The 23976-nt window shown below is 51.8% G+C and carries 39 protein-coding genes and 1 pseudogene; 39 read left to right on the top strand and 1 reads right to left on the bottom strand.

From position 1 onward, the window contains the following. Positions 1-13: 13 nt before the first annotated feature. The 38 genes and pseudogenes from rplD to ACVX3G_RS01935 all read left to right on the top strand — a co-directional run bounded on the left by rplD (position 14) and on the right by ACVX3G_RS01935 (position 22476). Positions 14-637: a 50S ribosomal protein L4 gene (gene rplD, locus ACVX3G_RS02120; protein WP_011229621.1), complete on the top strand. Its 624-nt coding sequence runs from the start codon at positions 14-16 to the stop codon at positions 635-637. Then, positions 637-924 (top strand): 50S ribosomal protein L23, encoded by a 288-nt coding sequence (gene rplW / locus ACVX3G_RS02115; RefSeq protein WP_011229622.1) that lies wholly within the window; start codon positions 637-639, stop codon positions 922-924. Before rplD ends, rplW begins: the two co-directional genes overlap by 1 nt. 27 nt (positions 925-951) lie before the next feature. Further along, positions 952-1782 carry a 50S ribosomal protein L2 gene (rplB, locus tag ACVX3G_RS02110; RefSeq protein ID WP_011229623.1) on the top strand — a complete coding sequence of 277 codons (831 nt, stop codon included), beginning with the start codon at positions 952-954 and terminating at the stop codon, positions 1780-1782. 33 nt (positions 1783-1815) lie between these two features. Then, the gene (gene rpsS, locus ACVX3G_RS02105; RefSeq protein ID WP_011229624.1) at positions 1816-2094 is read left to right on the top strand and encodes a 30S ribosomal protein S19; all 279 of its coding nucleotides are present in this window, start codon (positions 1816-1818) and stop codon (positions 2092-2094) included. A gap of 18 nt (positions 2095-2112) precedes the next feature. After that, positions 2113-2454 carry a 50S ribosomal protein L22 gene (gene rplV, locus ACVX3G_RS02100; RefSeq protein ID WP_011229625.1) on the top strand — a complete coding sequence of 114 codons (342 nt, stop codon included), beginning with the start codon at positions 2113-2115 and terminating at the stop codon, positions 2452-2454. A 3-nt stretch (positions 2455-2457) separates the two neighbouring features. Next, positions 2458-3114 carry a 30S ribosomal protein S3 gene (gene rpsC, locus ACVX3G_RS02095; protein ID WP_011229626.1) on the top strand — a complete coding sequence of 219 codons (657 nt, stop codon included), beginning with the start codon at positions 2458-2460 and terminating at the stop codon, positions 3112-3114. Positions 3115-3116: 2 nt separating this feature from the next. Next, the gene (rplP, locus tag ACVX3G_RS02090) at positions 3117-3542 is read left to right on the top strand and encodes a 50S ribosomal protein L16 (protein WP_011229627.1); all 426 of its coding nucleotides are present in this window, start codon (positions 3117-3119) and stop codon (positions 3540-3542) included. Next, positions 3542-3742: a 50S ribosomal protein L29 gene (gene rpmC, locus ACVX3G_RS02085; protein WP_011229628.1), complete on the top strand. Its 201-nt coding sequence runs from the start codon at positions 3542-3544 to the stop codon at positions 3740-3742. The genes rplP and rpmC overlap by 1 nt, the downstream gene beginning before the upstream one ends. Before the next feature lie 24 nt (positions 3743-3766). Further along, positions 3767-4030 (top strand): 30S ribosomal protein S17, encoded by a 264-nt coding sequence (gene rpsQ, locus ACVX3G_RS02080; RefSeq protein WP_011229629.1) that lies wholly within the window; start codon positions 3767-3769, stop codon positions 4028-4030. Positions 4031-4079: 49 nt separating this feature from the next. Then, positions 4080-4448 (top strand): 50S ribosomal protein L14, encoded by a 369-nt coding sequence (gene rplN / locus ACVX3G_RS02075; RefSeq protein ID WP_011229630.1) that lies wholly within the window; start codon positions 4080-4082, stop codon positions 4446-4448. Positions 4449-4484: 36 nt separating this feature from the next. Then, positions 4485-4796, top strand: coding sequence for a 50S ribosomal protein L24 (gene rplX / locus ACVX3G_RS02070; protein ID WP_011229631.1), 312 nt, complete (start codon positions 4485-4487; stop codon positions 4794-4796). 27 nt (positions 4797-4823) lie between these two features. Further along, complete coding sequence (rplE, locus tag ACVX3G_RS02065) at positions 4824-5363, top strand: 50S ribosomal protein L5 (RefSeq protein WP_014194601.1); 540 nt, start codon at positions 4824-4826, stop codon at positions 5361-5363. A 29-nt stretch (positions 5364-5392) separates the two neighbouring features. Further along, complete coding sequence (locus tag ACVX3G_RS02060) at positions 5393-5578, top strand: type Z 30S ribosomal protein S14 (protein WP_003247599.1); 186 nt, start codon at positions 5393-5395, stop codon at positions 5576-5578. Between the two features lie 33 nt (positions 5579-5611). Further along, positions 5612-6010 (top strand): 30S ribosomal protein S8, encoded by a 399-nt coding sequence (rpsH, locus tag ACVX3G_RS02055; RefSeq protein ID WP_012820490.1) that lies wholly within the window; start codon positions 5612-5614, stop codon positions 6008-6010. Positions 6011-6042: 32 nt separating this feature from the next. Further along, complete coding sequence (gene rplF, locus ACVX3G_RS02050; protein WP_011229634.1) at positions 6043-6579, top strand: 50S ribosomal protein L6; 537 nt, start codon at positions 6043-6045, stop codon at positions 6577-6579. Positions 6580-6612: 33 nt separating this feature from the next. Continuing rightward, a pseudogene (rplR, locus tag ACVX3G_RS02045) lies at positions 6613-6976 on the top strand (50S ribosomal protein L18). A 19-nt stretch (positions 6977-6995) separates the two neighbouring features. Next, positions 6996-7496, top strand: coding sequence for a 30S ribosomal protein S5 (rpsE, locus tag ACVX3G_RS02040; protein WP_011229636.1), 501 nt, complete (start codon positions 6996-6998; stop codon positions 7494-7496). A gap of 13 nt (positions 7497-7509) precedes the next feature. Next, positions 7510-7698 (top strand): 50S ribosomal protein L30, encoded by a 189-nt coding sequence (gene rpmD / locus ACVX3G_RS02035; protein ID WP_014194602.1) that lies wholly within the window; start codon positions 7510-7512, stop codon positions 7696-7698. A 24-nt stretch (positions 7699-7722) separates the two neighbouring features. Further along, the gene (gene rplO / locus ACVX3G_RS02030) at positions 7723-8163 is read left to right on the top strand and encodes a 50S ribosomal protein L15 (protein WP_013143982.1); all 441 of its coding nucleotides are present in this window, start codon (positions 7723-7725) and stop codon (positions 8161-8163) included. Then, complete coding sequence (gene secY / locus ACVX3G_RS02025; protein WP_011229639.1) at positions 8163-9455, top strand: preprotein translocase subunit SecY; 1293 nt, start codon at positions 8163-8165, stop codon at positions 9453-9455. The genes rplO and secY overlap by 1 nt, the downstream gene beginning before the upstream one ends. A gap of 43 nt (positions 9456-9498) precedes the next feature. Then, the gene (locus ACVX3G_RS02020) at positions 9499-10152 is read left to right on the top strand and encodes an adenylate kinase (protein ID WP_014194603.1); all 654 of its coding nucleotides are present in this window, start codon (positions 9499-9501) and stop codon (positions 10150-10152) included. Continuing rightward, on the top strand, positions 10149-10916 hold the full coding sequence (gene map / locus ACVX3G_RS02015; protein WP_011229641.1) for a type I methionyl aminopeptidase: 768 nt from the start codon (positions 10149-10151) through the stop codon (positions 10914-10916). Before ACVX3G_RS02020 ends, map begins: the two co-directional genes overlap by 4 nt. Before the next feature lie 95 nt (positions 10917-11011). Further along, positions 11012-11230, top strand: a complete 219-nt coding sequence (gene infA / locus ACVX3G_RS02010; protein WP_011229642.1) for a translation initiation factor IF-1 — start codon at positions 11012-11014, stop codon at positions 11228-11230. A gap of 36 nt (positions 11231-11266) precedes the next feature. Then, positions 11267-11380 (top strand): 50S ribosomal protein L36, encoded by a 114-nt coding sequence (gene rpmJ, locus ACVX3G_RS02005; RefSeq protein WP_011229643.1) that lies wholly within the window; start codon positions 11267-11269, stop codon positions 11378-11380. Between the two features lie 20 nt (positions 11381-11400). Further along, positions 11401-11766, top strand: coding sequence for a 30S ribosomal protein S13 (rpsM, locus tag ACVX3G_RS02000; RefSeq protein ID WP_008881920.1), 366 nt, complete (start codon positions 11401-11403; stop codon positions 11764-11766). Between the two features lie 25 nt (positions 11767-11791). After that, the gene (gene rpsK, locus ACVX3G_RS01995; protein WP_011229644.1) at positions 11792-12181 is read left to right on the top strand and encodes a 30S ribosomal protein S11; all 390 of its coding nucleotides are present in this window, start codon (positions 11792-11794) and stop codon (positions 12179-12181) included. A 150-nt stretch (positions 12182-12331) separates the two neighbouring features. Continuing rightward, positions 12332-13276 (top strand): DNA-directed RNA polymerase subunit alpha, encoded by a 945-nt coding sequence (locus ACVX3G_RS01990; protein ID WP_011229645.1) that lies wholly within the window; start codon positions 12332-12334, stop codon positions 13274-13276. A 100-nt stretch (positions 13277-13376) separates the two neighbouring features. After that, complete coding sequence (gene rplQ / locus ACVX3G_RS01985) at positions 13377-13739, top strand: 50S ribosomal protein L17 (RefSeq protein WP_011229646.1); 363 nt, start codon at positions 13377-13379, stop codon at positions 13737-13739. Positions 13740-13856: 117 nt separating this feature from the next. Next, on the top strand, positions 13857-14696 hold the full coding sequence (locus ACVX3G_RS01980) for an energy-coupling factor ABC transporter ATP-binding protein (RefSeq protein WP_014194604.1): 840 nt from the start codon (positions 13857-13859) through the stop codon (positions 14694-14696). Beyond that, a complete protein-coding gene (locus ACVX3G_RS01975; RefSeq protein ID WP_014194605.1) occupies positions 14672-15541 on the top strand; it encodes an energy-coupling factor ABC transporter ATP-binding protein in 870 nt (289 codons plus the stop codon). Before ACVX3G_RS01980 ends, ACVX3G_RS01975 begins: the two co-directional genes overlap by 25 nt. Beyond that, the gene (locus ACVX3G_RS01970) at positions 15538-16335 is read left to right on the top strand and encodes an energy-coupling factor transporter transmembrane component T family protein (protein WP_014194606.1); all 798 of its coding nucleotides are present in this window, start codon (positions 15538-15540) and stop codon (positions 16333-16335) included. Before ACVX3G_RS01975 ends, ACVX3G_RS01970 begins: the two co-directional genes overlap by 4 nt. A 12-nt stretch (positions 16336-16347) precedes the next feature. After that, positions 16348-17124: a tRNA pseudouridine(38-40) synthase TruA gene (gene truA / locus ACVX3G_RS01965; protein ID WP_014194607.1), complete on the top strand. Its 777-nt coding sequence runs from the start codon at positions 16348-16350 to the stop codon at positions 17122-17124. Positions 17125-17406: 282 nt separating this feature from the next. Beyond that, the gene (locus ACVX3G_RS01960; protein ID WP_479454574.1) at positions 17407-18774 is read left to right on the top strand and encodes an ISLre2 family transposase; all 1368 of its coding nucleotides are present in this window, start codon (positions 17407-17409) and stop codon (positions 18772-18774) included. Positions 18775-19072: 298 nt separating this feature from the next. Further along, positions 19073-19510, top strand: coding sequence for a 50S ribosomal protein L13 (rplM, locus tag ACVX3G_RS01955; RefSeq protein WP_011229651.1), 438 nt, complete (start codon positions 19073-19075; stop codon positions 19508-19510). A gap of 20 nt (positions 19511-19530) precedes the next feature. Next, positions 19531-19923 carry a 30S ribosomal protein S9 gene (gene rpsI / locus ACVX3G_RS01950; protein ID WP_025950570.1) on the top strand — a complete coding sequence of 131 codons (393 nt, stop codon included), beginning with the start codon at positions 19531-19533 and terminating at the stop codon, positions 19921-19923. Positions 19924-20042: 119 nt separating this feature from the next. Then, a complete protein-coding gene (locus tag ACVX3G_RS01945; protein WP_015373733.1) occupies positions 20043-20483 on the top strand; it encodes a YbaK family protein in 441 nt (146 codons plus the stop codon). 66 nt (positions 20484-20549) lie between these two features. Continuing rightward, the gene (gene cwlD / locus ACVX3G_RS01940; protein WP_012820500.1) at positions 20550-21266 is read left to right on the top strand and encodes an N-acetylmuramoyl-L-alanine amidase CwlD; all 717 of its coding nucleotides are present in this window, start codon (positions 20550-20552) and stop codon (positions 21264-21266) included. A gap of 193 nt (positions 21267-21459) precedes the next feature. Next, complete coding sequence (locus tag ACVX3G_RS01935) at positions 21460-22476, top strand: Mrp/NBP35 family ATP-binding protein (protein WP_011229655.1); 1017 nt, start codon at positions 21460-21462, stop codon at positions 22474-22476. A gap of 86 nt (positions 22477-22562) precedes the next feature. Here the strand turns inward: ACVX3G_RS01935 and gerD are convergent, their stop codons facing one another. After that, entirely contained in the window at positions 22563-23189 is a 627-nt protein-coding gene (gene gerD / locus ACVX3G_RS01930; RefSeq protein ID WP_014194611.1) for a spore germination lipoprotein GerD, read from the bottom strand. Between the two features lie 149 nt (positions 23190-23338). On the opposite strand from gerD, the gene ACVX3G_RS01925 reads away from it, so the two are divergent. After that, positions 23339-23938, top strand: coding sequence for a KinB-signaling pathway activation protein (locus tag ACVX3G_RS01925; protein ID WP_011229659.1), 600 nt, complete (start codon positions 23339-23341; stop codon positions 23936-23938). Positions 23939-23976: the final 38 nt, after the last annotated feature.

Below are 23976 nucleotides of genomic sequence, written 5' to 3'. Positions count from 1 at the left end.
GAGGAACTACGTAATGCCAAAAGTAGCATTATACAACCAAAACGGTCAGACGGTCGGCGAAATCGAGTTGAACGACGCCGTTTTTGGGATTGAACCGAATAAGCATGTGTTGTTTGAAGCAGTGATTATGCAACGCGCCTCGATGCGTCAAGGAACGCATAAAACGAAAAACCGCGCTGAAGTGAGCGGCGGCGGCCGCAAGCCATGGCGCCAAAAAGGGACAGGACGCGCCCGTCAAGGTTCGATTCGCGCTCCGCAATGGCGCGGCGGCGGTACGGTCTTTGGTCCAGTTCCGCGCAGCTACAGCTACAAACTTCCGAAAAAAGTTCGCCGTTTAGCCATCAAATCGGCATTGTCTTCGAAAGTGCTCGAAAACGACATCGTTGTATTGGATCAATTGTCGCTTGAAGCACCGAAGACGAAGGAAATGGTCAAAATTTTAAACAATCTCTCAGTGGATCGGAAAGCACTCATTGTGACCGACGAGCTGAATGAGAATGTATATCTGTCGGCGCGCAACATTCCAGGCGTCAAAGTGGTGGCAGCCAACGGCATCAATGTGCTCGATGTGCTCAACCATGACAAACTCGTCATTACGAAGGCGGCCGTGGAGAAAGTAGAGGAGGTGCTTGCATAATGAAAGACCCCCGCGACATTATTAAGCGCCCCATCATCACGGAAAATACAATGAATTTGATCGGGCAAAAAAAATATACGTTTGAGGTCGACGTCAAAGCGAACAAGACGGAAGTGAAAGACGCCGTCGAGAAAATTTTTGGCGTTAAAGTAGCCAAAGTGAACATCATGAACTATAAAGGGAAATTTAAACGCGTCGGCCGCTACAGCGGCTATACGAACCGCCGCCGCAAAGCGATCGTCACGCTGACGCCGGACAGCAAAGAGATCGAACTGTTTGAAGTGTAACATAAACGATGAAGGAGGGACATTCCGATGGCGATCAAGAAGTACAAACCGACATCGAACGGCCGTCGCGGCATGACGGTGCTTGATTTCTCGGAAATTACGACAGATCAGCCGGAAAAATCGCTGCTTGCTCCGTTAAAGAAAAAGGCGGGCCGCAACAATCAAGGGAAAATTACGGTGCGCCATCAAGGCGGCGGCCATAAACGCCAATATCGGATTATCGACTTTAAACGCGACAAAGACGGAATTCCAGGACGCGTTGCTACGATTGAATACGATCCGAACCGTTCTGCCAATATCGCGCTCATCAACTATGCAGACGGTGAAAAACGCTACATTATCGCGCCGAAAAACTTGAAAGTCGGCATGGAAATCATGTCCGGTCCGGATGCGGACATTAAAATCGGCAATGCGCTTCCGCTTGAGAACATCCCAGTCGGTACGCTCGTCCACAATATTGAGCTGAAACCGGGCCGCGGCGGACAATTGGTGCGTGCAGCTGGTACGTCGGCGCAAGTGCTCGGGAAAGAAGGAAAATACGTCATCGTTCGTTTGGCTTCCGGCGAAGTGCGCATGATTTTAGGCAAATGCCGTGCAACGGTTGGTGAAGTCGGCAACGAGCAACACGAACTTGTCAACATCGGGAAAGCAGGACGCGCCCGCTGGTTGGGAATTCGCCCGACAGTTCGCGGTTCGGTTATGAACCCGGTTGACCATCCGCACGGCGGTGGTGAAGGGAAAGCGCCAATCGGACGCAAATCGCCGATGACGCCATGGGGCAAACCGACGCTTGGATACAAAACACGCAAAAAGAAAAACAAATCGGATAAATTCATCATCCGTCGCCGCAAGAAATAATGAACGAGCGCAATTCAGAAGGGAGGTTCACTTATGGGTCGCAGCTTGAAAAAAGGTCCGTTTTGCGATGAGCATTTGATGAAAAAAATCGAAAAACTGAATGCAACAGGGCAAAAACAAGTGATCAAAACGTGGTCTCGCCGTTCGACGATCTTCCCGCAGTTTGTTGGGCATACGATCGCGGTGTACGATGGCCGCAAACATGTTCCGGTCTACATCACGGAAGACATGGTCGGGCACAAACTCGGCGAATTTGCGCCGACGCGCACGTTCCGCGGCCATGCTGGCGATGACAAGAAAACGAAACGGTAATGAGAGGAGGTTCTAGATATGCAAGCCAAAGCTGTTGCAAGAACCGTTCGCATCGCTCCTCGTAAAGCGCGCTTAGTCATTGACTTGATTCGCGGGAAAGAAGTGGGCGAAGCGTTCGCTATTTTGCGCCATACACCAAAAGCAGCTTCCCCGATCATTGAGAAAGTGTTGAAATCAGCAGTCGCCAACGCTGAACACAACTATGACATGGACGTCAACAACTTGGTCATTACTCAAGCGTATGTCGACGAAGGCCCGACGCTGAAACGGTTCCGTCCGCGCGCCATGGGACGGGCAAGCGCCATTAACAAACGCACAAGCCATATTACGATCGTCGTTTCAGAAAAGAAGGAGGGATAATCCGTGGGTCAAAAGGTCAACCCGATCGGTCTGCGCATCGGCATCATTCGTGACTGGGAATCGAGATGGTATGCGGAAAAAGACTATGCAGATCTGTTGCACGAAGACTTGAAAATCCGTGAATACATTAGCAAACGCCTGCAAGACGCGGCCGTCTCCCGCGTGGAGATTGAACGGGCAGCCAACCGGGTCAACGTAACGATCCATACCGCCAAACCGGGCATGGTCATCGGGAAAGGCGGTTCGGAAGTGGAAGCGCTCCGTAAAGCGCTCGCGCAATTGACCGGTAAACGCGTCCATATCAACATTGTAGAAATCAAAAAACCGGACTTGGATGCACGTCTTGTTGCTGAAAATATCGCTCGTCAGCTTGAAAACCGCGTATCGTTCCGCCGGGCGCAAAAACAAGCGATCCAACGTGCGATGCGCGCTGGGGCGAAAGGGATCAAAACGATGGTATCCGGCCGTTTGGGCGGGGCTGACATCGCTCGTTCGGAGCATTACAGCGAAGGGACGGTTCCACTCCATACGCTGCGCGCTGACATTGACTATGGAACAGCAGAAGCCGATACGACGTACGGAAAAATCGGCGTGAAAGTATGGATTTATCGTGGAGAAGTCCTTCCGACCAAGAAAAAAGCTGAGGAAGGAGGAAAATAATCATGTTAATGCCAAAACGCGTCAAATATCGCCGTGAACATCGCGGACGGATGAAAGGCCGGGCGAAAGGCGGCACGGAAGTTCATTTCGGTGAATTTGGGTTGCAAGCATTAGAATCAGCTTGGATTACGAACCGGCAAATCGAAGCAGCCCGTCGGGCGATGACCCGTTACATGAGACGGGGCGGGAAGGTATGGATCCGCATTTTCCCATCCAAACCGTATACGGCAAAACCGCTTGAAGTGCGGATGGGTTCTGGTAAAGGGGCGCCGGAAGGCTGGGTCGCCGTTGTCAAACCAGGCAAAGTGATGTTTGAAGTGGGCGGTGTTTCTGAGGAAGTGGCACGTGAAGCATTGCGTCTCGCTTCTCACAAACTTCCGATCAAATGCAAATTTGTAAAACGTGAAGAAACTGGTGGTGAAGCGTAATGAAAGCGAAAGAAATCCGTGAGTTGACCACTGCCGAGATCGAACAAAAAATTAAAGCGTTGAAGGAAGAATTGTTCAACCTTCGCTTCCAACTGGCCACAGGTCAATTGGAAAACACGGCGCGCATCCGCCAAGTGCGCAAAGACATCGCCCGCATGAAAACGATTATTCGCGAACGTGAGCTCGCTGCCAATAAATAATGTGTTTGAGAGGAGGTTTGTGGAATGAGCCAACGCAATCAACGCAAAGTGTACGTCGGGCGGGTTGTATCGGACAAAATGGACAAAACGATCACCGTGTTGGTCGAAACGTACAAAAAACATCCGCTGTACGGCAAACGCGTGAAATATTCGAAAAAATATAAGGCGCATGATGAACATAACATCGCGAAAGTCGGCGATATCGTGAAAATTATGGAAACTCGCCCGCTGTCGGCCACAAAACGCTTCCGCTTAGTGGAAGTCATTGAAAAAGCGGTTGTTCTGTAATCGTTCTTCACTTAGTTCGGAGAGATAATTCCGAAAGGAGGTTTCGTCGATGATTCAACAAGAATCTCGCTTGAAAGTAGCTGATAACTCTGGTGCACGCGAAGTGCTTGTCATTAAAGTGCTCGGAGGCTCGGGTCGCCGCTATGCGAACATCGGCGACGTCGTTGTGGCGACGGTCAAAGATGCGACACCAGGTGGCGTTGTTAAAAAAGGTCAAGTCGTGAAAGCAGTTGTTGTTCGTACGAAACGCGGGGTGCGCCGTCCGGACGGCTCGTACATCCGCTTTGACGAAAACGCCTGCGTCATCATCCGTGATGACAAAAGCCCGCGCGGCACGCGGATTTTCGGACCGGTTGCCCGTGAATTGCGCGATAAAGACTTCATGAAAATCATTTCTTTAGCTCCGGAAGTTATTTAATGGAACGGAACAGCGTTTCAAGGAGGTGCGAATGCGATGCATGTAAAAAAAGGCGATAAAGTGCAAGTAATCTCCGGCAAAGACAAAGGCAAGCAAGGCGTCATTCTAGCGGCGTTTCCGAAGAAAAACCGCGTCATCGTCGAGGGCGTCAATATTGTGAAAAAGCATGCGAAACCGTCGCAAGCGAACCCGCAAGGCGGCATCATTGAGAAGGAAGCGCCGATCCACGTTTCGAAAGTCATGCCGCTCGACCCGAAAACGGGTGAACCGACGCGCATCGGCTATAAAATTGTCGATGGCAAAAAAGTGCGCTATGCGAAAAAATCCGGCGAGATTTTGGATAAATAACCGTGACGCAGGAAGGGAGGTACTTTTATGAACCGCCTGAAAGAGAAGTATGTAAACGAAGTCGTACCTGCTCTCATGAGCAAGTTCAACTATAAATCGATCATGCAAGTGCCAAAAATCGAAAAAATCGTCATCAACATGGGTGTCGGCGATGCGGTGCAAAACCCGAAAGCATTAGACAGCGCCGTTGAAGAGCTGACGCTGATCGCCGGTCAGCGTCCGGTGGTAACGCGTGCGAAAAAATCGATCGCCGGCTTCCGTCTTCGCCAAGGGATGCCGATTGGTGCGAAAGTGACGCTGCGCGGCGAACGGATGTATGAGTTTCTCGATAAGTTGATTTCGGTCTCGCTTCCGCGCGTGCGCGACTTCCGCGGCGTATCGAAAAAGTCGTTTGACGGCCGCGGCAACTATACGCTCGGCATTAAAGAACAGCTCATTTTCCCTGAGATTGACTACGATAAAGTGAACAAAGTGCGCGGCATGGACATCGTGATCGTCACAACGGCCAACACGGATGAAGAAGCTCGTGAACTGCTGACGTTGCTCGGCATGCCATTCCAAAAATAATGATCCCATAACGCAAGGGAGGCGAAATCGTGGCTAAAAAATCGATGATCGCGAAACAAAAACGGACACCGAAGTTTAAAGTGAGAGCGTACACCCGTTGCGAGCGCTGCGGCCGCCCGCACTCGGTCTATCGAAAATTCAAATTGTGCCGTATTTGTTTCCGTGAGCTCGCATACAAAGGTCAACTTCCAGGCATCAAAAAAGCCAGCTGGTAATCAACCCATTGATTGGGAAGGAGGTAAAACATAATGGTGATGACAGATCCAATTGCTGATATGCTGACTCGCATCCGCAATGCGAATATGGTGCGTCACGAAAAGCTCGAAGTCCCGGCTTCGAAAATCAAGCGGGAAATCGCGGAAATTTTAAAGCGCGAAGGGTTTATTCGTGATTATGAATATATCGAAGACAACAAACAAGGCATTCTCCGCATCTTCTTGAAATACGGTCCGAACAACGAACGTGTCATTACCGGGCTGAAACGCATCAGCAAACCGGGGTTGCGCGTTTACGTCAAAGCCCATGAAGTGCCGCGCGTCCTGAACGGCTTAGGGATCGCGATTCTTTCGACATCGCAGGGCATCTTAACAGACAAAGAAGCACGGCAAAAAGGCACGGGCGGCGAAGTAATCGCCTACGTTTGGTAATCTATCTGCTCAAGAATGGAGGTGTTTTTGACATGTCACGTGTCGGCAAAAAACCAATTGAAATTCCTGCCGGTGTCACCGTTACGGTCAACGGCAACACGGTTACGGTCAAAGGGCCGAAAGGGGAGCTGACCCGCACGTTCCATCCAGATATGACGATCACGGTTGAGGGCAATGTCATCACGGTTACGCGTCCAAGCGATGAAAAACATCATCGCGCGCTCCATGGCACAACGCGCAGCTTGCTTGCCAACATGGTCGAAGGCGTTTCGAAAGGTTATGAAAAAGCGCTCGAACTCGTTGGTGTCGGGTACCGGGCGTCGAAACAAGGGAAAAAGCTTGTATTGAGCGTCGGTTATTCTCATCCGGTAGAAATTGAGCCGGAAGAAGGGCTTGAAATTGAAGTGCCATCCCAAACGAAAATCATCGTCAAAGGGGCAGACAAACAGCGCGTCGGCGAACTGGCCGCCAACATTCGCGCGGTTCGTCCGCCAGAGCCGTATAAAGGCAAAGGCATCCGCTACGAAGGTGAGCTTGTGCGCCTGAAAGAAGGCAAAACTGGTAAATAACGCGGCATAGCGAAGCGAAAGGAGTGACATTCGATGATCACGAAAGTGGACCGAAACGCGGTTCGGAAGAAAAAGACACGCGCGCATCCGCAAAAAAATCTTCGGCACGGCTGAACGTCCGCGGTTGAGCGTGTTCCGTTCCAATAAACATATTTACGCGCAAATTATCGATGATACAAAATCGTCAACGATCGTCAGCGCCTCGACGTTGGACAAAGAGTTTGGCTTAGATTCGACGAACAACATTGAGGCAGCGAAAAAAGTCGGCGAACTTGTCGCCAAACGTGCATTGGAAAAAGGCATTAAAAAAGTCGTGTTCGACCGTGGCGGGTATTTATATCACGGACGGGTAAAAGCATTGGCAGACGCCGCCCGCGAAGCCGGCTTGGAATTCTAATTACAAAGGAGGGACAACGATGCGTCGTATCGATCCAAACAAACTTGAATTGGAAGAGCGTGTAGTCGCGGTCAACCGTGTAGCAAAAGTCGTAAAAGGCGGACGTCGCCTGCGCTTTTCAGCTCTCGTCGTCGTCGGCGATAAAAACGGCCATGTCGGATTTGGCACCGGAAAAGCACAAGAGGTTCCAGAAGCGATCCGCAAAGCGATTGAAGATGCGAAGAAAAACTTAATTGAAGTGCCGATCGTCGGCACAACGATTCCGCATGAAGTCATCGGCCATTTCGGTGCCGGGGAAATCATTTTGAAACCCGCTTCCGAAGGTACCGGGGTCATCGCTGGGGGTCCGGCGCGTGCTGTATTAGAGCTGGCGGGCATCAGCGACATCTTGTCGAAATCGATCGGTTCAAACACGCCAATCAACATGGTGCGCGCAACGTTTGATGGGCTGAAACAATTAAAACGCGCCGAAGACGTAGCGAGATTGCGCGGCAAAACAGTCGAGGAACTGTTAGGATAAGGAGGGAACGATCATGGCAAAAAAACTGGCGATTACCCTCACGCGCAGCGTGATTGGCCGTCCGGAAGACCAACGCGTTACCGTCAGAACGCTCGGCCTGCGAAAAATGCACCAAACGGTCGTCCACAATGACAATCCTGCAATCCGCGGGATGATCAACAAAGTGGCCCACCTTGTCAAAGTCAAAGAAATTGAAGAATAATGAATCATAAGGAGGTGCTTTGCCATGAAACTTCATGAACTAAAACCAGCGCCGGGATCCCGAAAGAAAGCTGTGCGCGTCGGCCGCGGGATCGGTTCGGGCAACGGCAAAACGTCCGGCCGCGGTCAAAAAGGTCAAAATGCCCGCTCAGGTGGAGGAGTTCGTCTTGGGTTTGAAGGCGGTCAAACTCCGCTGTTCCGCCGTTTGCCGAAACGAGGATTTACGAACATCAATCGGAAAGAGTATGCGGTTGTGAATCTGGAAAAACTGAATCGTTTTGAAGACGGAACGGAAGTGACGCCGGAATTGCTTCTTGAGACGGGCGTCATCAGCAAGTTGAAATCGGGTGTGAAAATTTTGGGCAAAGGCCAAATCGAGAAAAAGCTGACGGTCAAAGCGCATAAGTTCTCGGCATCGGCGAAAGAGGCCATTGAGGCGGCTGGCGGTAAAACTGAGGTGATTTAATGTTTCGGACAATCTCCAATTTTATGCGCGTCAGTGATATTCGAAACAAAATTATTTTCACTCTTCTTATGTTGATCGTGTTCCGCATTGGAACGTTCATCCCTGTTCCGGGCGTGAACGCGGATGTGTTAAAACTGCAAGATGAATTGAATGCATTCGGCGTCCTGAACATTTTCGGCGGCGGGGCGCTGCAAAACTTTTCGATTTTTGCCATGGGGGTTATGCCCTATATTACGGCATCGATTATCGTCCAGCTGCTGCAAATGGACGTTGTTCCCAAATTTACGGAGTGGTCGAAGCAAGGCGAGGTAGGCCGGCGTAAATTAGCTCAGTTTACCCGCTATTTCACGGTCGTGCTCGGGTTTATCCAAGCCATCGGCATGTCGTACGGCTTTAACAACTTGGCTGGCGGGATGCTCATTCGAAATCCGGGCATCGGCACGTATTTGTTGATCGCGGTTGTCTTGACCGCCGGCACCGCATTTTTAATGTGGCTCGGCGAACAGATCACCGCGAAAGGCGTGGGCAATGGCATTTCGATCATTATTTTCGCCGGGATTGTCTCAGGCATTCCGACGGTCTTGAACCAAATTTACGCCCAACAGTTTGAAAATGTCGGGGAAGATGTGTTTTTGCGCATCGTCCGGCTCCTGCTTGTGGCGTTGGCGGTCGTTGCCGTCATCGTTGGTGTCATTTACATCCAGCAGGCGTTCCGGAAAATTCCGATTCAATACGCAAAGCGGCTTGAGGGCCGAAGCCCGGTGGGCGGCCACTCGACTCATTTGCCGCTCAAAGTGAACCCAGCGGGAGTCATTCCGGTCATTTTCGCTGTATCGTTTTTGATTGCACCACCGACCATTGCATCGTTTTTTGGCACGAATGATGTAACATTGTGGATTCGCCGAACGTTTGATTATACGCACCCGGTTGGGATGATCATTTACGTCGTGCTCATCATCGCGTTTACGTACTTTTATGCGTTTGTTCAAGTCAATCCGGAGCAGATGGCGGACAACTTGAAAAAACAAGGCGGCTACATCCCAGGTATTCGCCCTGGGAAAAACACACAAGAGTACGTGACGAGAATTTTATACCGGCTGACGCTGGTCGGATCAATCTTTTTGGCGGTTGTCGCTGTGCTGCCGGTGTTCTTTGTGAACTTTGCCAACTTGCCGTCTTCCGCACGAATCGGCGGTACGAGCTTGCTTATTGTCGTCGGCGTGGCGCTTGAGACGATGAAGCAGCTTGAGAGCCAGCTGGTGAAACGCCATTACCGTGGATTCATCAAATAAAGAAGGCAAGAACGGACGTCCCTTGCCGATAGGGGGAGTTAGGATGAATTTAGTGCTGATGGGGCTGCCGGGTGCCGGCAAAGGCACGCAGGCCGGGAAAATTGTCGAGGCTTACGGAATTCCGCATATTTCAACGGGAGATATGTTTCGAGCGGCGATCAAAGAAGGGACGCCGTTAGGGTTGCAGGCAAAGCAGTATATGGACCGCGGTGATCTTGTGCCGGATGAGGTGACGATCGGCATCGTCCGCGAACGGCTGAGCAAAGAGGATTGCCAAAATGGTTTTTTGCTCGATGGATTCCCGCGCACGGTCGCCCAAGCAGAAGCGCTTGAGAGGTTGCTTTCGGAAATCGGGCGCAAGCTTGACTATGTCATCCATATCGACGTTCGCCAAGAGGTCTTAATGGAGCGCCTGACCGGCAGACGTATTTGCCGCAACTGCGGAGCAACGTACCATCTCGTTTTTCATCCGCCGGCGAAACCGGGCGTATGCGATAAATGCGGTGGCGATCTGTACCAGCGCCCCGATGATAATGAAGCAACGGTGGCCAATCGGCTTGAGGTGAATATGAAACAAATGAAGCCGCTCCTCGATTTTTACGAGCAAAAAGGCTATTTGCGCCACATTAACGGCGAACAGGAAATGGAAAAGGTGTTTGCTGATATTTGTGAAGTGCTCGGGGGACTTGCTCGATGATTCGTTGCAAAACCGCGCAGGAAATTGCTTTGATGCGCGAGGCGGGAAAAATCGTTTCCCTTACATTGAAAGAATTGCAAAAGCACATTCGTCCCGGGATCACAACAAAGGAACTGGACGCCATCGCGGAGGAAGTGATTCGTTCCCATGGCGCCATTCCGTCGTTTAAAGGGTATCAAGGGTTTCCAGGGAGCATTTGCGCCTCGGTGAATGAAGAGCTTGTGCACGGGATTCCCAGCAGCCGCGCATTGCGGGAAGGCGATATTATTACGATCGATGTCGGCGCGCAGTATGAAGGCTATCACGCCGACTCGGCCTGGACGTATCCGGTCGGGGAGATCGACGCCGAGACGAAACGGTTGCTTGACGTGACAGAGCAATCGCTGTACGTCGGGCTCGCCGAGGCAAAACCGGGCGCTCGTTTAACGAACATCTCCCATGCGATTCAAACGTATGTCGAAGCGCATCACTTTTCCGTTGTTCGCGAGTATGTCGGGCATGGAATTGGTCAACACTTACATGAAGACCCACAAATCCCACATTATGGGCCGCCGAACAAAGGCCCGATTTTGCGGCCAGGGATGGCGCTGTGCATCGAACCGATGGTCAATGCCGGCAGCCGTTACGTGAAAACGTTGGCCGACGATTGGACCGTCGTCACGGCCGATGGAAAACGGTGCGCCCATTTCGAACATACGATTGTCATTACAGAAGATGGCTGCGAAATTTTAACACATTGTGGAAATGAGTCTCCCACTTCATAAGTGGGAAGGGGTAAACGTCTTCTCGATCATCATGGATATCACGTTCGGTTTTGCGTAACACAATGTTACTCATTCGAAGGAGGGAGAGCCGCTCGATGGCGAAAGATGATGTAATTGAAGTGGAAGGCACCGTCATCGAAACATTGCCAAATGCGATGTTTCGTGTAGAATTAGAAAATGGGCACACGGTGTTGGCTCATGTATCCGGCAAGATCCGCATGCATTTCATTCGCATTTTGCCTGGCGACCGGGTGACGGTGGAGCTGTCGCCGTATGATTTGACGCGTGGACGGATCACGTATCGATATAAATAAAGGAATGCACTCCGTTCAATTAGGGAGGTAAACAACATGAAAGTAAGACCATCTGTCAAACCGATTTGCGAAAAGTGCAAAGTTATTCGCAGACGCGGCAAAGTTATGATCATTTGTGAAAATCCGAAGCATAAACAACGCCAAGGGTAATTTTCAAGGAGGTGTATCATATGGCACGCATTGCAGGTGTCGATATTCCGCGTGATAAACGGGTAGTCATTTCGTTAACATACATTTATGGGATCGGCAAACCGACAGCACAAAAAATCTTAAAAGAAGCCGGCGTATCGGAAGACACACGCGTTCGCGACTTAACGGAAGAAGAGCTTGGCCGCATTCGTGAAATCGTCGGCCGCTTAAAAGTGGAAGGCGATTTGCGGCGTGAAGTATCGTTAAATATTAAACGGTTGATGGAGATCGGCTGCTATCGTGGTCTTCGCCATCGCCGCGGATTGCCGGTTCGCGGCCAAAACACGAAAAACAATGCCCGCACGCGCAAAGGTCCGCGCCGCACGGTAGCGAACAAGAAAAAATAATTACGCAAAGGAGGTCATTTGACGAATGGCACGCAGAACAAACACTCGTAAACGCCGGGTAAGAAAAAATATTGATACAGGCATCGCCCATATCCGTTCAACGTTCAACAACACGATCGTGACGATTACGGATGTTCATGGCAACGCCATTGCTTGGGCGAGCGCTGGTTCGCTGGGGTTCAAAGGTTCGCGCAAATCAACGCCGTTTGCGGCGCAAATGGCGGCTGAAGCAGCAGCGAAAGCGTCGATGGAGCATGGCATGAAAACGGTCGAAGTGAACGTCAAAGGTCCGGGGGCTGGCCGCGAGGCAGCGATCCGTGCATTGCAAGCAGCCGGGTTGGAAATTACGGCGATCAAAGACGTCACTCCAATCCCGCACAATGGATGCCGTCCGCCAAAACGTCGCCGCGTGTAACGCCCCTGTATAGAATTTGCACCATTGTCAATAATGGGATATGATAAAGACCATGGCAGGCAAGCGTAAAGAGAGATTCATGGGGGAATGTTGTTAGGCGTGTACCGTTTGATCGGGGTCTCGACGTTTTGAAGGAGGGTATAATAATCGATGATTGAAATTGAAAAGCCGAAAATTGAAACGGTCGAACTGAGCGAAGATGCCAAATATGGCAAATTCGTCGTCGAACCGCTTGAGCGTGGATATGGTACAACCTTAGGGAACTCCTTGCGTCGTATCCTATTGTCTTCACTCCCTGGTGCAGCTGTAACATCGGTGCAAATCGACGGCGTCTTGCATGAGTTTTCAACGATTGACGGCGTTGTTGAAGATGTGACAGCTATCATTTTGAATATCAAAAAACTAGCGTTGAAAATTTATTCAGACGAAGAGAAAACGTTGGAGATTGATGTGCAGGGTGAAGGAGTTGTCACGGCTGCCGATATCACTCACGACAGCGATGTAGAAATTTTAAACCCGGACCTTCATATCGCGACGCTGGCGGAAGGCGGCCGCCTGCGCATGCGCATGACCGCCAAGCGGGGGCGCGGATATGTTCCTGCTGAGGCGAATAAGCGCGAAGACCAGCCCATCGGCGTCATTCCGATCGATTCCATTTATACGCCGGTCTCCCGAGTTTCCTATCAAGTCGAGAATACAAGGGTCGGCCAAGTGACGGACTATGACAAGCTGACCATTGATGTGTGGACGGATGGAAGCATCGGGCCGAAAGAGGCCATTTCCCTTGGAGCGAAAATTTTAACGGAGCATCTGAACATTTTTGTCGGCTTGACGGATGAGGCGCAAAATGCGGAGATCATGGTGGAGAAAGAGGACGATCAAAAAGAAAAAGTGCTCGAAATGACGATCGAGGAACTCGATCTTTCGGTTCGTTCCTACAATTGCTTGAAGCGGGCCGGCATCAACACTGTTCAAGAACTGACGCAAAAAACGGAAGAAGATATGATGAAAGTGCGCAACCTCGGCCGCAAGTCGCTTGAGGAAGTAAAAGCGAAACTGGCTGAGCTTGGCCTCAGCCTGCGCAAAGACGACTAAGTGCCGGCCTCCGCCGGCAAGCCGGAAACACACTTTCACCATATTGCTTTGATGATGGCCACCATGAGGAACACATCACTTTAAAAGGGAGGGACATTTGATGTCGTACAGAAAATTAGGACGCACGACTTCGCAACGAAAAGCACTGCTTCGCGACTTGGCAACAGACTTAATCATCAACGAACGCATTGAAACGACGGAAGCGCGGGCGAAAGAACTGCGCTCGGTCATGGAAAAAATGATTACGCTCGGCAAACGCGGCGATTTGCATGCCCGCCGCCAAGCAGCGGCATTCATCCGCAAGGAGGTCGCCAACAGCGAAACCGGCCAGGATGCGTTGCAAAAGCTGTTCAGCGACATTGCGCCGCGCTACCAAGATCGCCAAGGCGGCTATACGCGCATTATGAAACTTGGTCCTCGCCGCGGTGACGGGGCGCCGATGGTCATTATTGAACTCGTGTAACGGTTTCATTTCAACAAGGGCGAGACAGTTTCGTTTGAACTGGATCTATGCCCTTTTTTTGTTTACCATCATTTAGCAGGCTGCGTTTGCAACGCGGCGAAGCAAGGGGAAACGATCATGGCCGAACCAATCTTGTCGATCGAGGGAGTGTCCTTTCGCTATCCAAATCAATCCGACTATGCGGTGCAAAACGTCAGCTTCACGGCCGAGCGCGGGGAGTGGTTAGCGATCGTCGGCCATAACGGATCCGGCAAATCGACCATCGCTCGGATGCTGATCGGCTTGCTTCGGCCGGAGCGGGGCGCCATTCGCTTGTTTGGACGCCTTTTGAACGACGCAACCGTTTGGGAGGTGCGCCGCCGCGTCGGCCTTGTGTTCCAGAACCCGGACAACCAGTTTGTCGGTGCGACCGTGGAAGACGACATCGCTTTTGCCCTTGAAAACAACGGCATTCCGCGCTTGGAAATGGTCGAGCGCATTCGCGAGGCCATTCGCCAAGTCCATATGGAGCCGTTTCTCCATTATGAGCCGCACCGGTTGTCTGGGGGGCAAAAACAGCGCGTCGCCATCGCTGGCATTTTGGCGCTCCGCCCCGATATGATCATTTTGGATGAAGCGACATCGATGCTTGACCCGCGTGGAAGGGAAGAAGTGCTTGAGACGGTGCGCCGCCTGAACCGCCAGCAGCGCATTACCGTCTTGTCAATTACCCATGATTTGGAAGAGGCAGCGAAGGCGGACCGCCTCATTGTGATGAACAAAGGCGAAGTGATGGCAGAAGGGACGCCGGAGCAAATCTTTCGGCTCGGAAGCAAGCTCGAGCGCATCGGTCTTGATTTGCCGTTTGCCGTGAAAATGGGCAGCCGCTTGCGGGAACGAGGCATTCCGCTTCGGATTGGGTATTTTACGACAGAGGAGTTGGTCGAGGAGCTATGGACATTGTATTCGAAAAAGTAGAGCATGTGTACAACGCCCGTTCACCGCTTGCCCGTCGGGCGCTCTATGATGTCAATGTCGCCATCCGAAGCGGGGCGTACGTCGCCGTGGTTGGGCATACGGGCTCAGGAAAATCGACCCTCCTTCAGCATTTAAACGGGCTGCTGCAGCCGACAAGCGGAGCGGTGAAGATCGGCGAAGAGACGATCACGAGCCATAAGCGGCCAAACCAGCTGAAACCGCTGCGCAAAAAGGTCGGGGTCGTCTTCCAGTTCCCGGAGCACCAGTTGTTTGAAGAAACGGTGGAGAAAGATATTTGTTTTGGCCCGCTCAATTTTGGCGTGCCGGAAGACGAGGCGAAGCGGAAGGCGCGGGAGCTCATTAAGCTCGTCGGATTGAGTGAAGACGTATTGGTGAGATCGCCGTTTGATTTGAGCGGAGGGCAAATGCGGCGCGTCGCCATCGCCGGCGTGCTCGCGCTCGAGCCGGAAGTGCTCGTGCTCGATGAACCGACCGCAGGCCTTGATCCGCGCGGGCGCAAAGAGATGATGGAGATGTTTTATCGCCTCCATCGGGAAAAGCAGTTGACGACGGTCCTCGTCACCCACAGCATGGAGGACGCCGCCCGGTACGCCGATGAAATCATCGTCATGCATGAAGGAACGGTATGGGGCCACGGAACGCCGGAAGAGATCTTTCGAAACGCTGACAAACTGGCTGCCATCGGTTTGAGTGTGCCGGAAACGGTCAAATTGAAACAGCAGCTCGAAAAGCGGTTCGGCGTTGTCATTCCGTCGCCATGCTTGACGTTGGAACAGACAGCGGAAGCCATCGAGCAATTGTTCGCCAAAGGTGAGCGTCCATGACGAATCATTTGATTATCGGCCAATATGTGCCTGGTCATTCCGTCATTCATCGCTTAGACCCGCGCGCCAAACTATTGATCGTGTTTGCTTACGTCCTGATCGTCTTTTTGGCAAACAATGCGGTGACCTATGCACTGCTGTCGCTGTTTGCGTTTGCCTTTGCCGCGCTGTCTCGCATCCCGTTTTCGTTCATTGCCCGCGGCTTGAAACCGATTTTATGGGTTGTGTTGTTTACATTGCTGTTGCATCTCTTCATGACGAAGGAAGGAGACGTCATCTGCCAAATCGGTCCGCTCTCTGTATATGAAGGCGGCATCAAGCAAGGGGCCTTTATTTCCCTAAGGTTTTTGCTCCTTGTATGGATGACGACGATGTTGACGTTGACGACGACGCCGATTGAAGTGACCGATGGCGTCGAAAGTTTGCTTGGGCCGCTCAAAAAGATGCGCGTTCCTGTCCATGAGCTCGCCTTGATGATGGCCATTTCGCTTCGATTCATTCCAACGTTGATGGAAGAGACGGAAAAAATTATGAAAGCACAGGCGGCCCGCGGCGTTGATTTTTCTGGCGGCCGTTTTTCCGAACGGATGAAAGCCATTGTCTCACTGCTTGTGCCTCTGTTTATCAGCTCGTTCAAACGAGCCGATGAGCTGGCGACAGCCATGGAGGCGCGCGGCTACCGCGGCGGGGAAGGGCGGACGAAATTCCGCCAGCTCGCTTGGAAGCCGGTGGACACCGTGTTTTTAGCGGCCGTGGCGTTGCTTTTTGCATTGCTTTGTCTATTACGATCATAGCGGAGGAAGGCCATGACAACACGGATCAAATGCATCATTGCCTATGATGGCACCCACTTTTCCGGCTACCAAATCCAGCCGGGAAAGCGGACGGTGCAAGGCGAGTTTGAGGAAGTGCTTCGGCGGATGCATAAAGGGACAAAAGTGCGTGTGGCGGCTTCCGGAAGGACGGATGCCGGCGTTCATGCCTATGGCCAAGTGATCCACTTTGATACGCCGCTTTCCCTTTCCTCGGAGCAGTGGAAAAAGGCGTTGAACGCCCAGCTGCCGGATGATATCGTCGTTCGCTTTGTACAGGAGGCCGATGCAGACTTCCACGCCCGTTTTTCGGCGAAAGCGAAAGAATACCGCTATAAAGTATGGACGGCTGCCGAGCGCGACGTGTTTCGCCGCCATTATTGCGCATGGCATCCATATTCGCTTCATATCAGCGCGATGAACGAGGCGCTTGGTTTGCTTCATGGAACGCACGATTTTACAAGCTTTTGTTCCGCCAAAACGTCGATCGAAGACCGGGTGCGCACCATGTATCGGGCTGAAGTGAAGGCCGACGGCCCGATGCTCGAGTTTCGGTTTGTCGGCAGCGGCTTTTTGTACAACATGGTGCGCATTATCGTTGGCACGGTGTTGGAGATCGGCCAAGGGAAGCGTTCTCCCGCCGACATTTCGATGCTGCTTGCGGCGAAAGATCGGCGCCTCGCTGGTCCAACCGCGCCGGCCGAAGGGCTGTATTTATGGCGCGTATACTATGAGGATGAATGTTTGGACCACTCATTGGCGGATGGCTGATGGTTTTCCCCGGCTTTTTAACATCTTTCCGAAAGAAGTCCCTCACTTCGAAACGAAGTGAAAGTGGGAGATGAATTTCGGTTAGGTATAGGTGTGAGTAAAATATTTGTGGGTGACATTCCGAAATGATCCCCGACGAGGGTTGCGAACTTTTGTTCGCGACGCTCGTCGGGGCCACCAAGCGAAGCGCGGTAGAAAAAAGCAAATGTCATGCAAAAAGGACTCTCTCCCTGCTATGATGGTGATTGTCAACATCAACCGAAAACAGGAGGGAGAGAGTCCATGAAACATCTTACCACAGAATGGCCTTTATTAAAAGAGCTGGAGGAACAATTAGTCAGAACTCTTCAAAAGGTGTTCGCTGTCTTGTTGGCGGCCCTTTTGGAGGAGATTGATCAACAACTGGCGGAAGCGCGGGACAAGCGCCGGTATCAGCTGAAAGACAAACGGCCGACTACGATCCAAACGCTGTTTGGAGAAGTGACGTTTCGACGGAACTACTACTATGACCGGCAAACGGGGAACTATACCTTCTTGCTGGATGCCGAATTAGGCTTTGATGGGGCCCGATCGATCAGTCCTTGCCTCGAGGAAACGGCGGTCGAGTTGGCCGTAGAGTGCTCTTCCTACCGCAAAGCGGCCCGTACGTTGGAGTCGATCGTGGGGTATGCGGTCATGAGCCACGAGGCGATTCGCCAACTGGTGCTGGAGGCCCCTGTCTCGCTGCACCGCCCTGTTTCCCAACGGCACGGCCGGGTGCTGTTTGTGGAGGCGGATGGACTGTTTATTTCCCGCCAGGGGAAAGGGAAACGGGCGAAAGAAGAGAAAATCCTGGCGGTTTACGAGGGATGGAAACGAAACGGTTCGCAGCTCGAGCTCGTGAACCGGCGCCACTACCTCCATGAAGGGGAGGGAGACGTGTGGGAACGGTTCGAAGAGTGGCTGATGAACGAATATGCCTATGATCCGTGCCGGGACCTGTTGATCATCAACGGCGACGCGGCGTCGTGGATCACGGCCTGCCGGGAGTATTTTGGGAAGCGGGCGTGCTTTCAGCTGGATCGATTTCATGTGGCGCGGGAGCTGCGTCAGTGTCTGTCCGGCCATCCGCGTTGGCGGGAGGTGCGGAAGAAGCTGGCGAAACAAGACGAAGAGGGGCTTCTCGTGGAGCTGAACAGCGCGGTCGGCACGTTGGGGGACGAAGGCAAAGAACAACAGCTGGCCGCCTTGATTCGCCGGATCGAGTCGATGCCGGGATGCATCCGGGACTACCGGGAGTGGCTGTCGGAGCAAGGGGTGGAGACGACCGGCATGCGTCCGATGGGCCACGCCGAGAGCGTGATGAGCCGGTTCGCGCATCGGGTGAAATCCCGCCGCAGCTGGAAAGACCAAGGGCTTCGGGCGTTTCTGAGGGCGATGGCGGCCCGAATCGACGGGATTTGGCGGAGAAATGGGCAGTTGGTGGAGGAAGAAGAGACCCGAACGGCGGCCTCGGCCTCAACAAAGTCCAAGCGGATCGAACAGGCCAAACGGAAGGCCGGACGGTTATGGGCAGATGTGGTGCGTCAGAATCTACCGTGTCTGCAGCGGTCATCCGGGACACCGATCCATCAAGCGTTGTCGGCGCTCCGGGATGGTGGTTGGGTATAAAAAAATGGAATATCGTATCATCGCCTCAAGATGAGGGATGAGAGTCCGAAAGCGCTTACGATATTAATTCCTGAAAATGGTTCGCTAACTAGTGATTGACAACGCCCGTAGTGAACCGAAAAAATGTTCTCCACAAAGTCTTGACTGACTCCTTGTGTAACATCTTCTTGACATTGGCGCGCCGGCAAGCTATTATATCATATGGCATGTATTTTCCACGATTAGCCCCGGACCATAATCGTGTTGAAATAAACGACCATTTTGTTTGTTCATTTTTTTATTTTAGGAGGGAACTGCATTGCGTACGACTTATATGGCGAAACCGAATGAAGTAGAGCGTAAATGGTACGTTGTCGACGCAGCTGGCAAAACGTTAGGCCGCTTAGCCAGCGAAGTAGCGGCGCTGTTGCGCGGCAAACATAAACCGACGTTCACTCCGCATGTTGACTGCGGAGATCACGTCATCGTCATCAATGCGGACAAAGTTGAACTGACTGGGAAAAAGTTGACGAAAAAACTGTACTATCGCCACAGCTTATATCCGGGTGGCTTAAAAGTAAGAACAGCGCTGGAAATGCGTACGAACTACCCGGAACAAATGATCGAACGTGCGGTGCGCGGCATGCTTCCAAAAGGCAGCCTCGGCCGGCAAATGTTCAAAAAGTTGCACGTTTACCGTGGAAGCGAACATCCGCATCAAGCACAAAAACCAGAAGTGTATGAACTTCGCGGATAATCATAAGGGAGGGTATGATTTTGGCACAAGTACAATATTACGGCACAGGTCGTCGCAAAAGCTCGGTCGCCCGTGTCCGCCTTGTCCCGGGCGATGGCCGCATCATTGTGAATAAACGTGACATTCGCGAGTACATTCCGTCGGAAGCGCTCATCGAAATGGTCAAACAGCCGCTCGTACTGACCGAAACGCTTGGCAGCTACGACGTTTTGGTGAACGTCCAAGGCGGCGGATTTGCCGGCCAAGCCGGTGCGATTCGCCATGGCATCGCCCGTGCGTTGCTTGAAGTCGATCCGGAGTTCCGCACGGTGCTGAAACGGGCCGGTTTGCTGACGCGCGATGCTCGCGTTAAAGAACGCAAAAAATACGGGCTCAAAGGCGCCCGCCGTGCTCCGCAATTCTCGAAACGTTAATCGCGCGATGTTCCAACCCAGCCGATTTGGCTGGGTTTTTTGCTTATTTCTGCTTTTCGCCCGCGCGTATGATTGTGAGCGATCGTTAGACACTACATCGTAAAGGAGCGTGAAAGACGATGACAGTCATCACTTCATTGGCGGAAAAAAGGCAGGAAAAGCAGCTTCGCTATGAACGGAACATGTTGCGCGAACTGTCGCTTGAGAAATTACGGACCAAAGCGCTTGAGCACTTTGTTCCGTTTTATACGGCGTATCGGATGTTCCCATCCGTTGTGGAGGAAGGCTGCATTGATCTGGCCATTGAAGCGTATTTGCTCGGCGCTCGCTACAGCCGATTCGGCTATTATGGGGAGCCTGCGGCCAGCGTACGCTGTCGATGTGCTCAAGAAGAAAAATATTTGATCGATACGCTGTTTGATTTTCTTTGCTTTTGGGGCAATATCGACAACGATTTCCTCAGCCAGTCGCTGTATGACGCGTGTGAACAATATATCGGCAACTGGTGGACGGAAGGATTTGAGCGGGGCAAAAAACGGCATCGTCTAAAACTTCGCTGAATGAGTTCTATTCCCGCGCCTTGTCCCATATAAGATAGAGAAGGGAAACGTGCGGGAGGAGAAACAATGAAAGAAAAATGGAAGTGGCTGGTCGCTTTTGCTGCCGTCGCCCTTATGAGCACTTTGCTATTTCCGTCTTTATTTTCCGATTTGACATCAACAAAACCATGGAATCTCCCATTATCGGGGAGAATCATCGTATTGGACCCCGGCCATGGTGGGCCGGACGGCGGCGCCGTCGGTGGTGAGGCGGTGGAAAAGGACATCGCGCTCAACGTGGCGAAAAAGCTGCGCGATTATCTGCAGCAGCAAGGGGCGCTCGTCCTGATGACGCGCGAGACGGATCGGGACTTGGCCAGCCCGTCCACACGCGGCTACAGCCGACGGAAAACGGAGGATTTGCTCGAACGAACGGCTTTCGTCAATCGATCGAATGCCGATCTTTTCATCAGCATCCATCTCAACGCCATCCCGTCGCCGCGTTGGCGAGGGGCGCAGACGTTTTATTACGGGTCTTTCATCGAAAACGAGCGGCTGGCGAGATTTATCCAAGCGGAATTGCGGCGCAATTTGGAGAACACCCATCGACTGGCAAAAATGATTGATACCGTCTATTTGCTCAAGCATGCAAAAATCCCCGGCGCGCTTGTCGAGGTTGGGTTTTTGTCGAATCCCGATGAGCGAGAGCTGCTTGTGTCTGATGGCTACCAAACGAAGCTGGCCGCCTCGATTTATAAAGGAGTGCTCCGCTACTTTTCCAATGAACATACGCCTCGCGAGTAGCGGGGATTTTTTAAGGTCGGAACAGAGGAGACAGATAGCCGACCGGCCTTGTTTCGCCAAAAGGAATTCGAAATTCCCCTTTTTCAACCGCGGGGACGTGCGGGAGCAAGTCAAACATGGCGGCCGTCTGCCGATTTATGGTATGATAACACGTAGAAATGACCATTGATTTGCAAAAGGGTTGGTGAATACGATGTTGACGGAAACTGAAGTGCGCGCCATTCTTGAAAAGATGAAAGATCCCTTTTTAAACAAAACGTTTAAAGAGACGAATGCCATCCAAGAAATCAAAATTAAGGAAGAGAAAAACCATGTCAGCGTGAAAATCGCGCTCGCCAAAACCGGAACGCCCGAGCAGCTTCGCGTGCAAACGGCGATCGTCGAGCAGCTGAAAGACGCGGGCGCTGCGACGGTCGGGCTGCGGTTCGCCGAACTGCCGCGCGATGTGGTGGAGAAATATAGCGAAAACAAGCAAAAAACGACGTATATCGCCATTGCCAGCGGCAAAGGTGGTGTCGGCAAGTCGACCGTTTCCGTCAATTTGGCGGTGGCGCTCGCCCGGCTCGGCAAAAAAGTCGGGTTGATTGACGCGGACATTTACGGGTTCAGTGTTCCGGACATGATGGGAATCACCGAGCGCCCGACGGTGAGGGGCGACAAAATCATCCCGGTCGAACGGTTTGGCGTAAAAGTCATTTCGATGGCCTTTTTCGTCGAGGACAACGCCCCGGTCATTTGGCGCGGCCCGATGCTTGGGAAAATGTTGAACAACTTTTTCAAAGAGGTCGAATGGGGAGACTTGGATTACTTGCTGCTTGACTTGCCGCCTGGTACGGGCGACGTCGCCTTGGACGTCCATACGCTCTTGCCGTCGTGCAAAGAAATTATCGTCACGACTCCGCATCCGACCGCTGCGTTTGTCGCTGCCCGCGCTGGGGCAATGGCGTTGCGCACCGAACATGAAATTATCGGCGTGATCGAAAATATGTCGTACTACGAGAGCCGGAAAACAGGGGAGCGGGAGTATGTCTTCGGCAAGGGTGGCGGAGAAAAGCTGGCCAAAGAGCTGCAAACCGAGCTGTTAGGGCAGCTGCCGCTTCAGCAGCCGGATTGGAACGACGACGACTTCGCTCCGTCCGTTTACGCAGAAGATCATCCGATCGGGAAAATTTATATGGATATCGCCCGCAAAATCGTTGCAAAATATTAATCGGTTTCACAAAAAGCGTCCGATGGCGAGAAACCGCCGATTAGAGCGTTGGCGGTTTTCAGCGCACGGACGCTTTTTTTGCTTGATTAACCTCCTCCGCCTTGTTGGTTGCCGGTGCTTTCTTCTCCCTCTCCCCCTTCCCCTCCGCCTTCTTCTTGTTTTTCTCCGCCTTGCTGAACCTTTTCAGCTGCTTTCATCAACATATCTTGAATTTTCGCCTGATACAGCGGGCTGTTCAACGTTTCCGTGATCACCTTTTGCAAATGCTGGCGGAACTCTTTGCTTTTTAAGACATCGACCATGGCTTTTTCCATTTCTGGATCTTTTAAAATATCGATCATCAGCGCCTGGTAATCGGGATCTTTCATGAGCGCCTTCATCATTTTTTCATGTTCTGCTTGCAGCCCTTTGGCAAAACTTTCAGCGAATTTCGGGTCTTTTAACGCACTTTCCCAGAACTTTTTTCCTTGATCGGATGTCAGCATTTGTTGCAGCGTTTCTTTTACAGCTTTTTGATCTATGACTAGTTGCTGCTTCATCTGATCTTCCGACATAATATCTTGAATCGCCTTTTTCCCCTCGTCGGTTTTTAAAATGTCAACAACCATCTTTTTCGTTTCGTCATAATCCGGGGGAGGGGGGCTGATTTCTTGAGGGGCACAGGAACCAAGAACGAGAAAACTGAGCAAGAGGAGCGGTAGGCATTTGTTCATGAAAGTGAGCTCCTTTCTGCAAAAATCCCTCACCCTTAATATGAATGTTGGCGAAAAAAATATACATGGGGGAGATCGGAGCTGGCTTTTTCACAAGGGCGCTGGTAAAATGGTAAGCGGGTTATGCTGAAATGATGGAGGATGAAGCTGTGAACAGCCGCAAATGGGTGCGTTTATTTTTATCGACGCTGCTGATCGGCGGCATCGCCACGGCGGCCGTCGGCATTGTGTTCAACTGGGAAGAATTCGGGCGCTTGCTGTTGCGCCTGGAAATGGTCGAATTTATGGCTGTTTTGTTATGGCATATCGGTGTTGGCTTTATTTTCAGCGTCATCAGTCAGGCGGGGTTTTTTGCTTATTTAACCGTCCACCGGTTCGGGCTTGGCATCTTCCGTTCGCTATGGAACGCTGTGCAGGTTGTTTTGATCATGTTCGTGCTGTTCGATTTAGTGTATTTCCGCTACATGGCGTTTGCGGACAAGGGCGATTCAATCATTCCGTATCTATTGACCGCATTGTTCATTTTGGTGGTTGGTCTCGTTGTTGCCTACGTCAAGAGCGCACAGACGAACAAAGGGGCGTTCGTTCCGGCTTTGTTCTTTATGGTCGTCGTTACGGTCATTGAATGGTTTCCCGTGTTGCGCATCAACGACCGTGATTGGCTGTATTTGATGTTGATTCCTTTATTAGTATGCAATGCATACCAGCTTCTTATACTGCATAAATTGACAGGCAGCGCGAAACAATAAAGAAAGCAAGGCGCCGCCTGTTTTCTTATGGCAGCCGC

Source organism: Geobacillus sp. PLS 41, from assembly GCF_056494105.1.
This window is presented reverse-complemented; position numbering and strand designations above follow the sequence as displayed.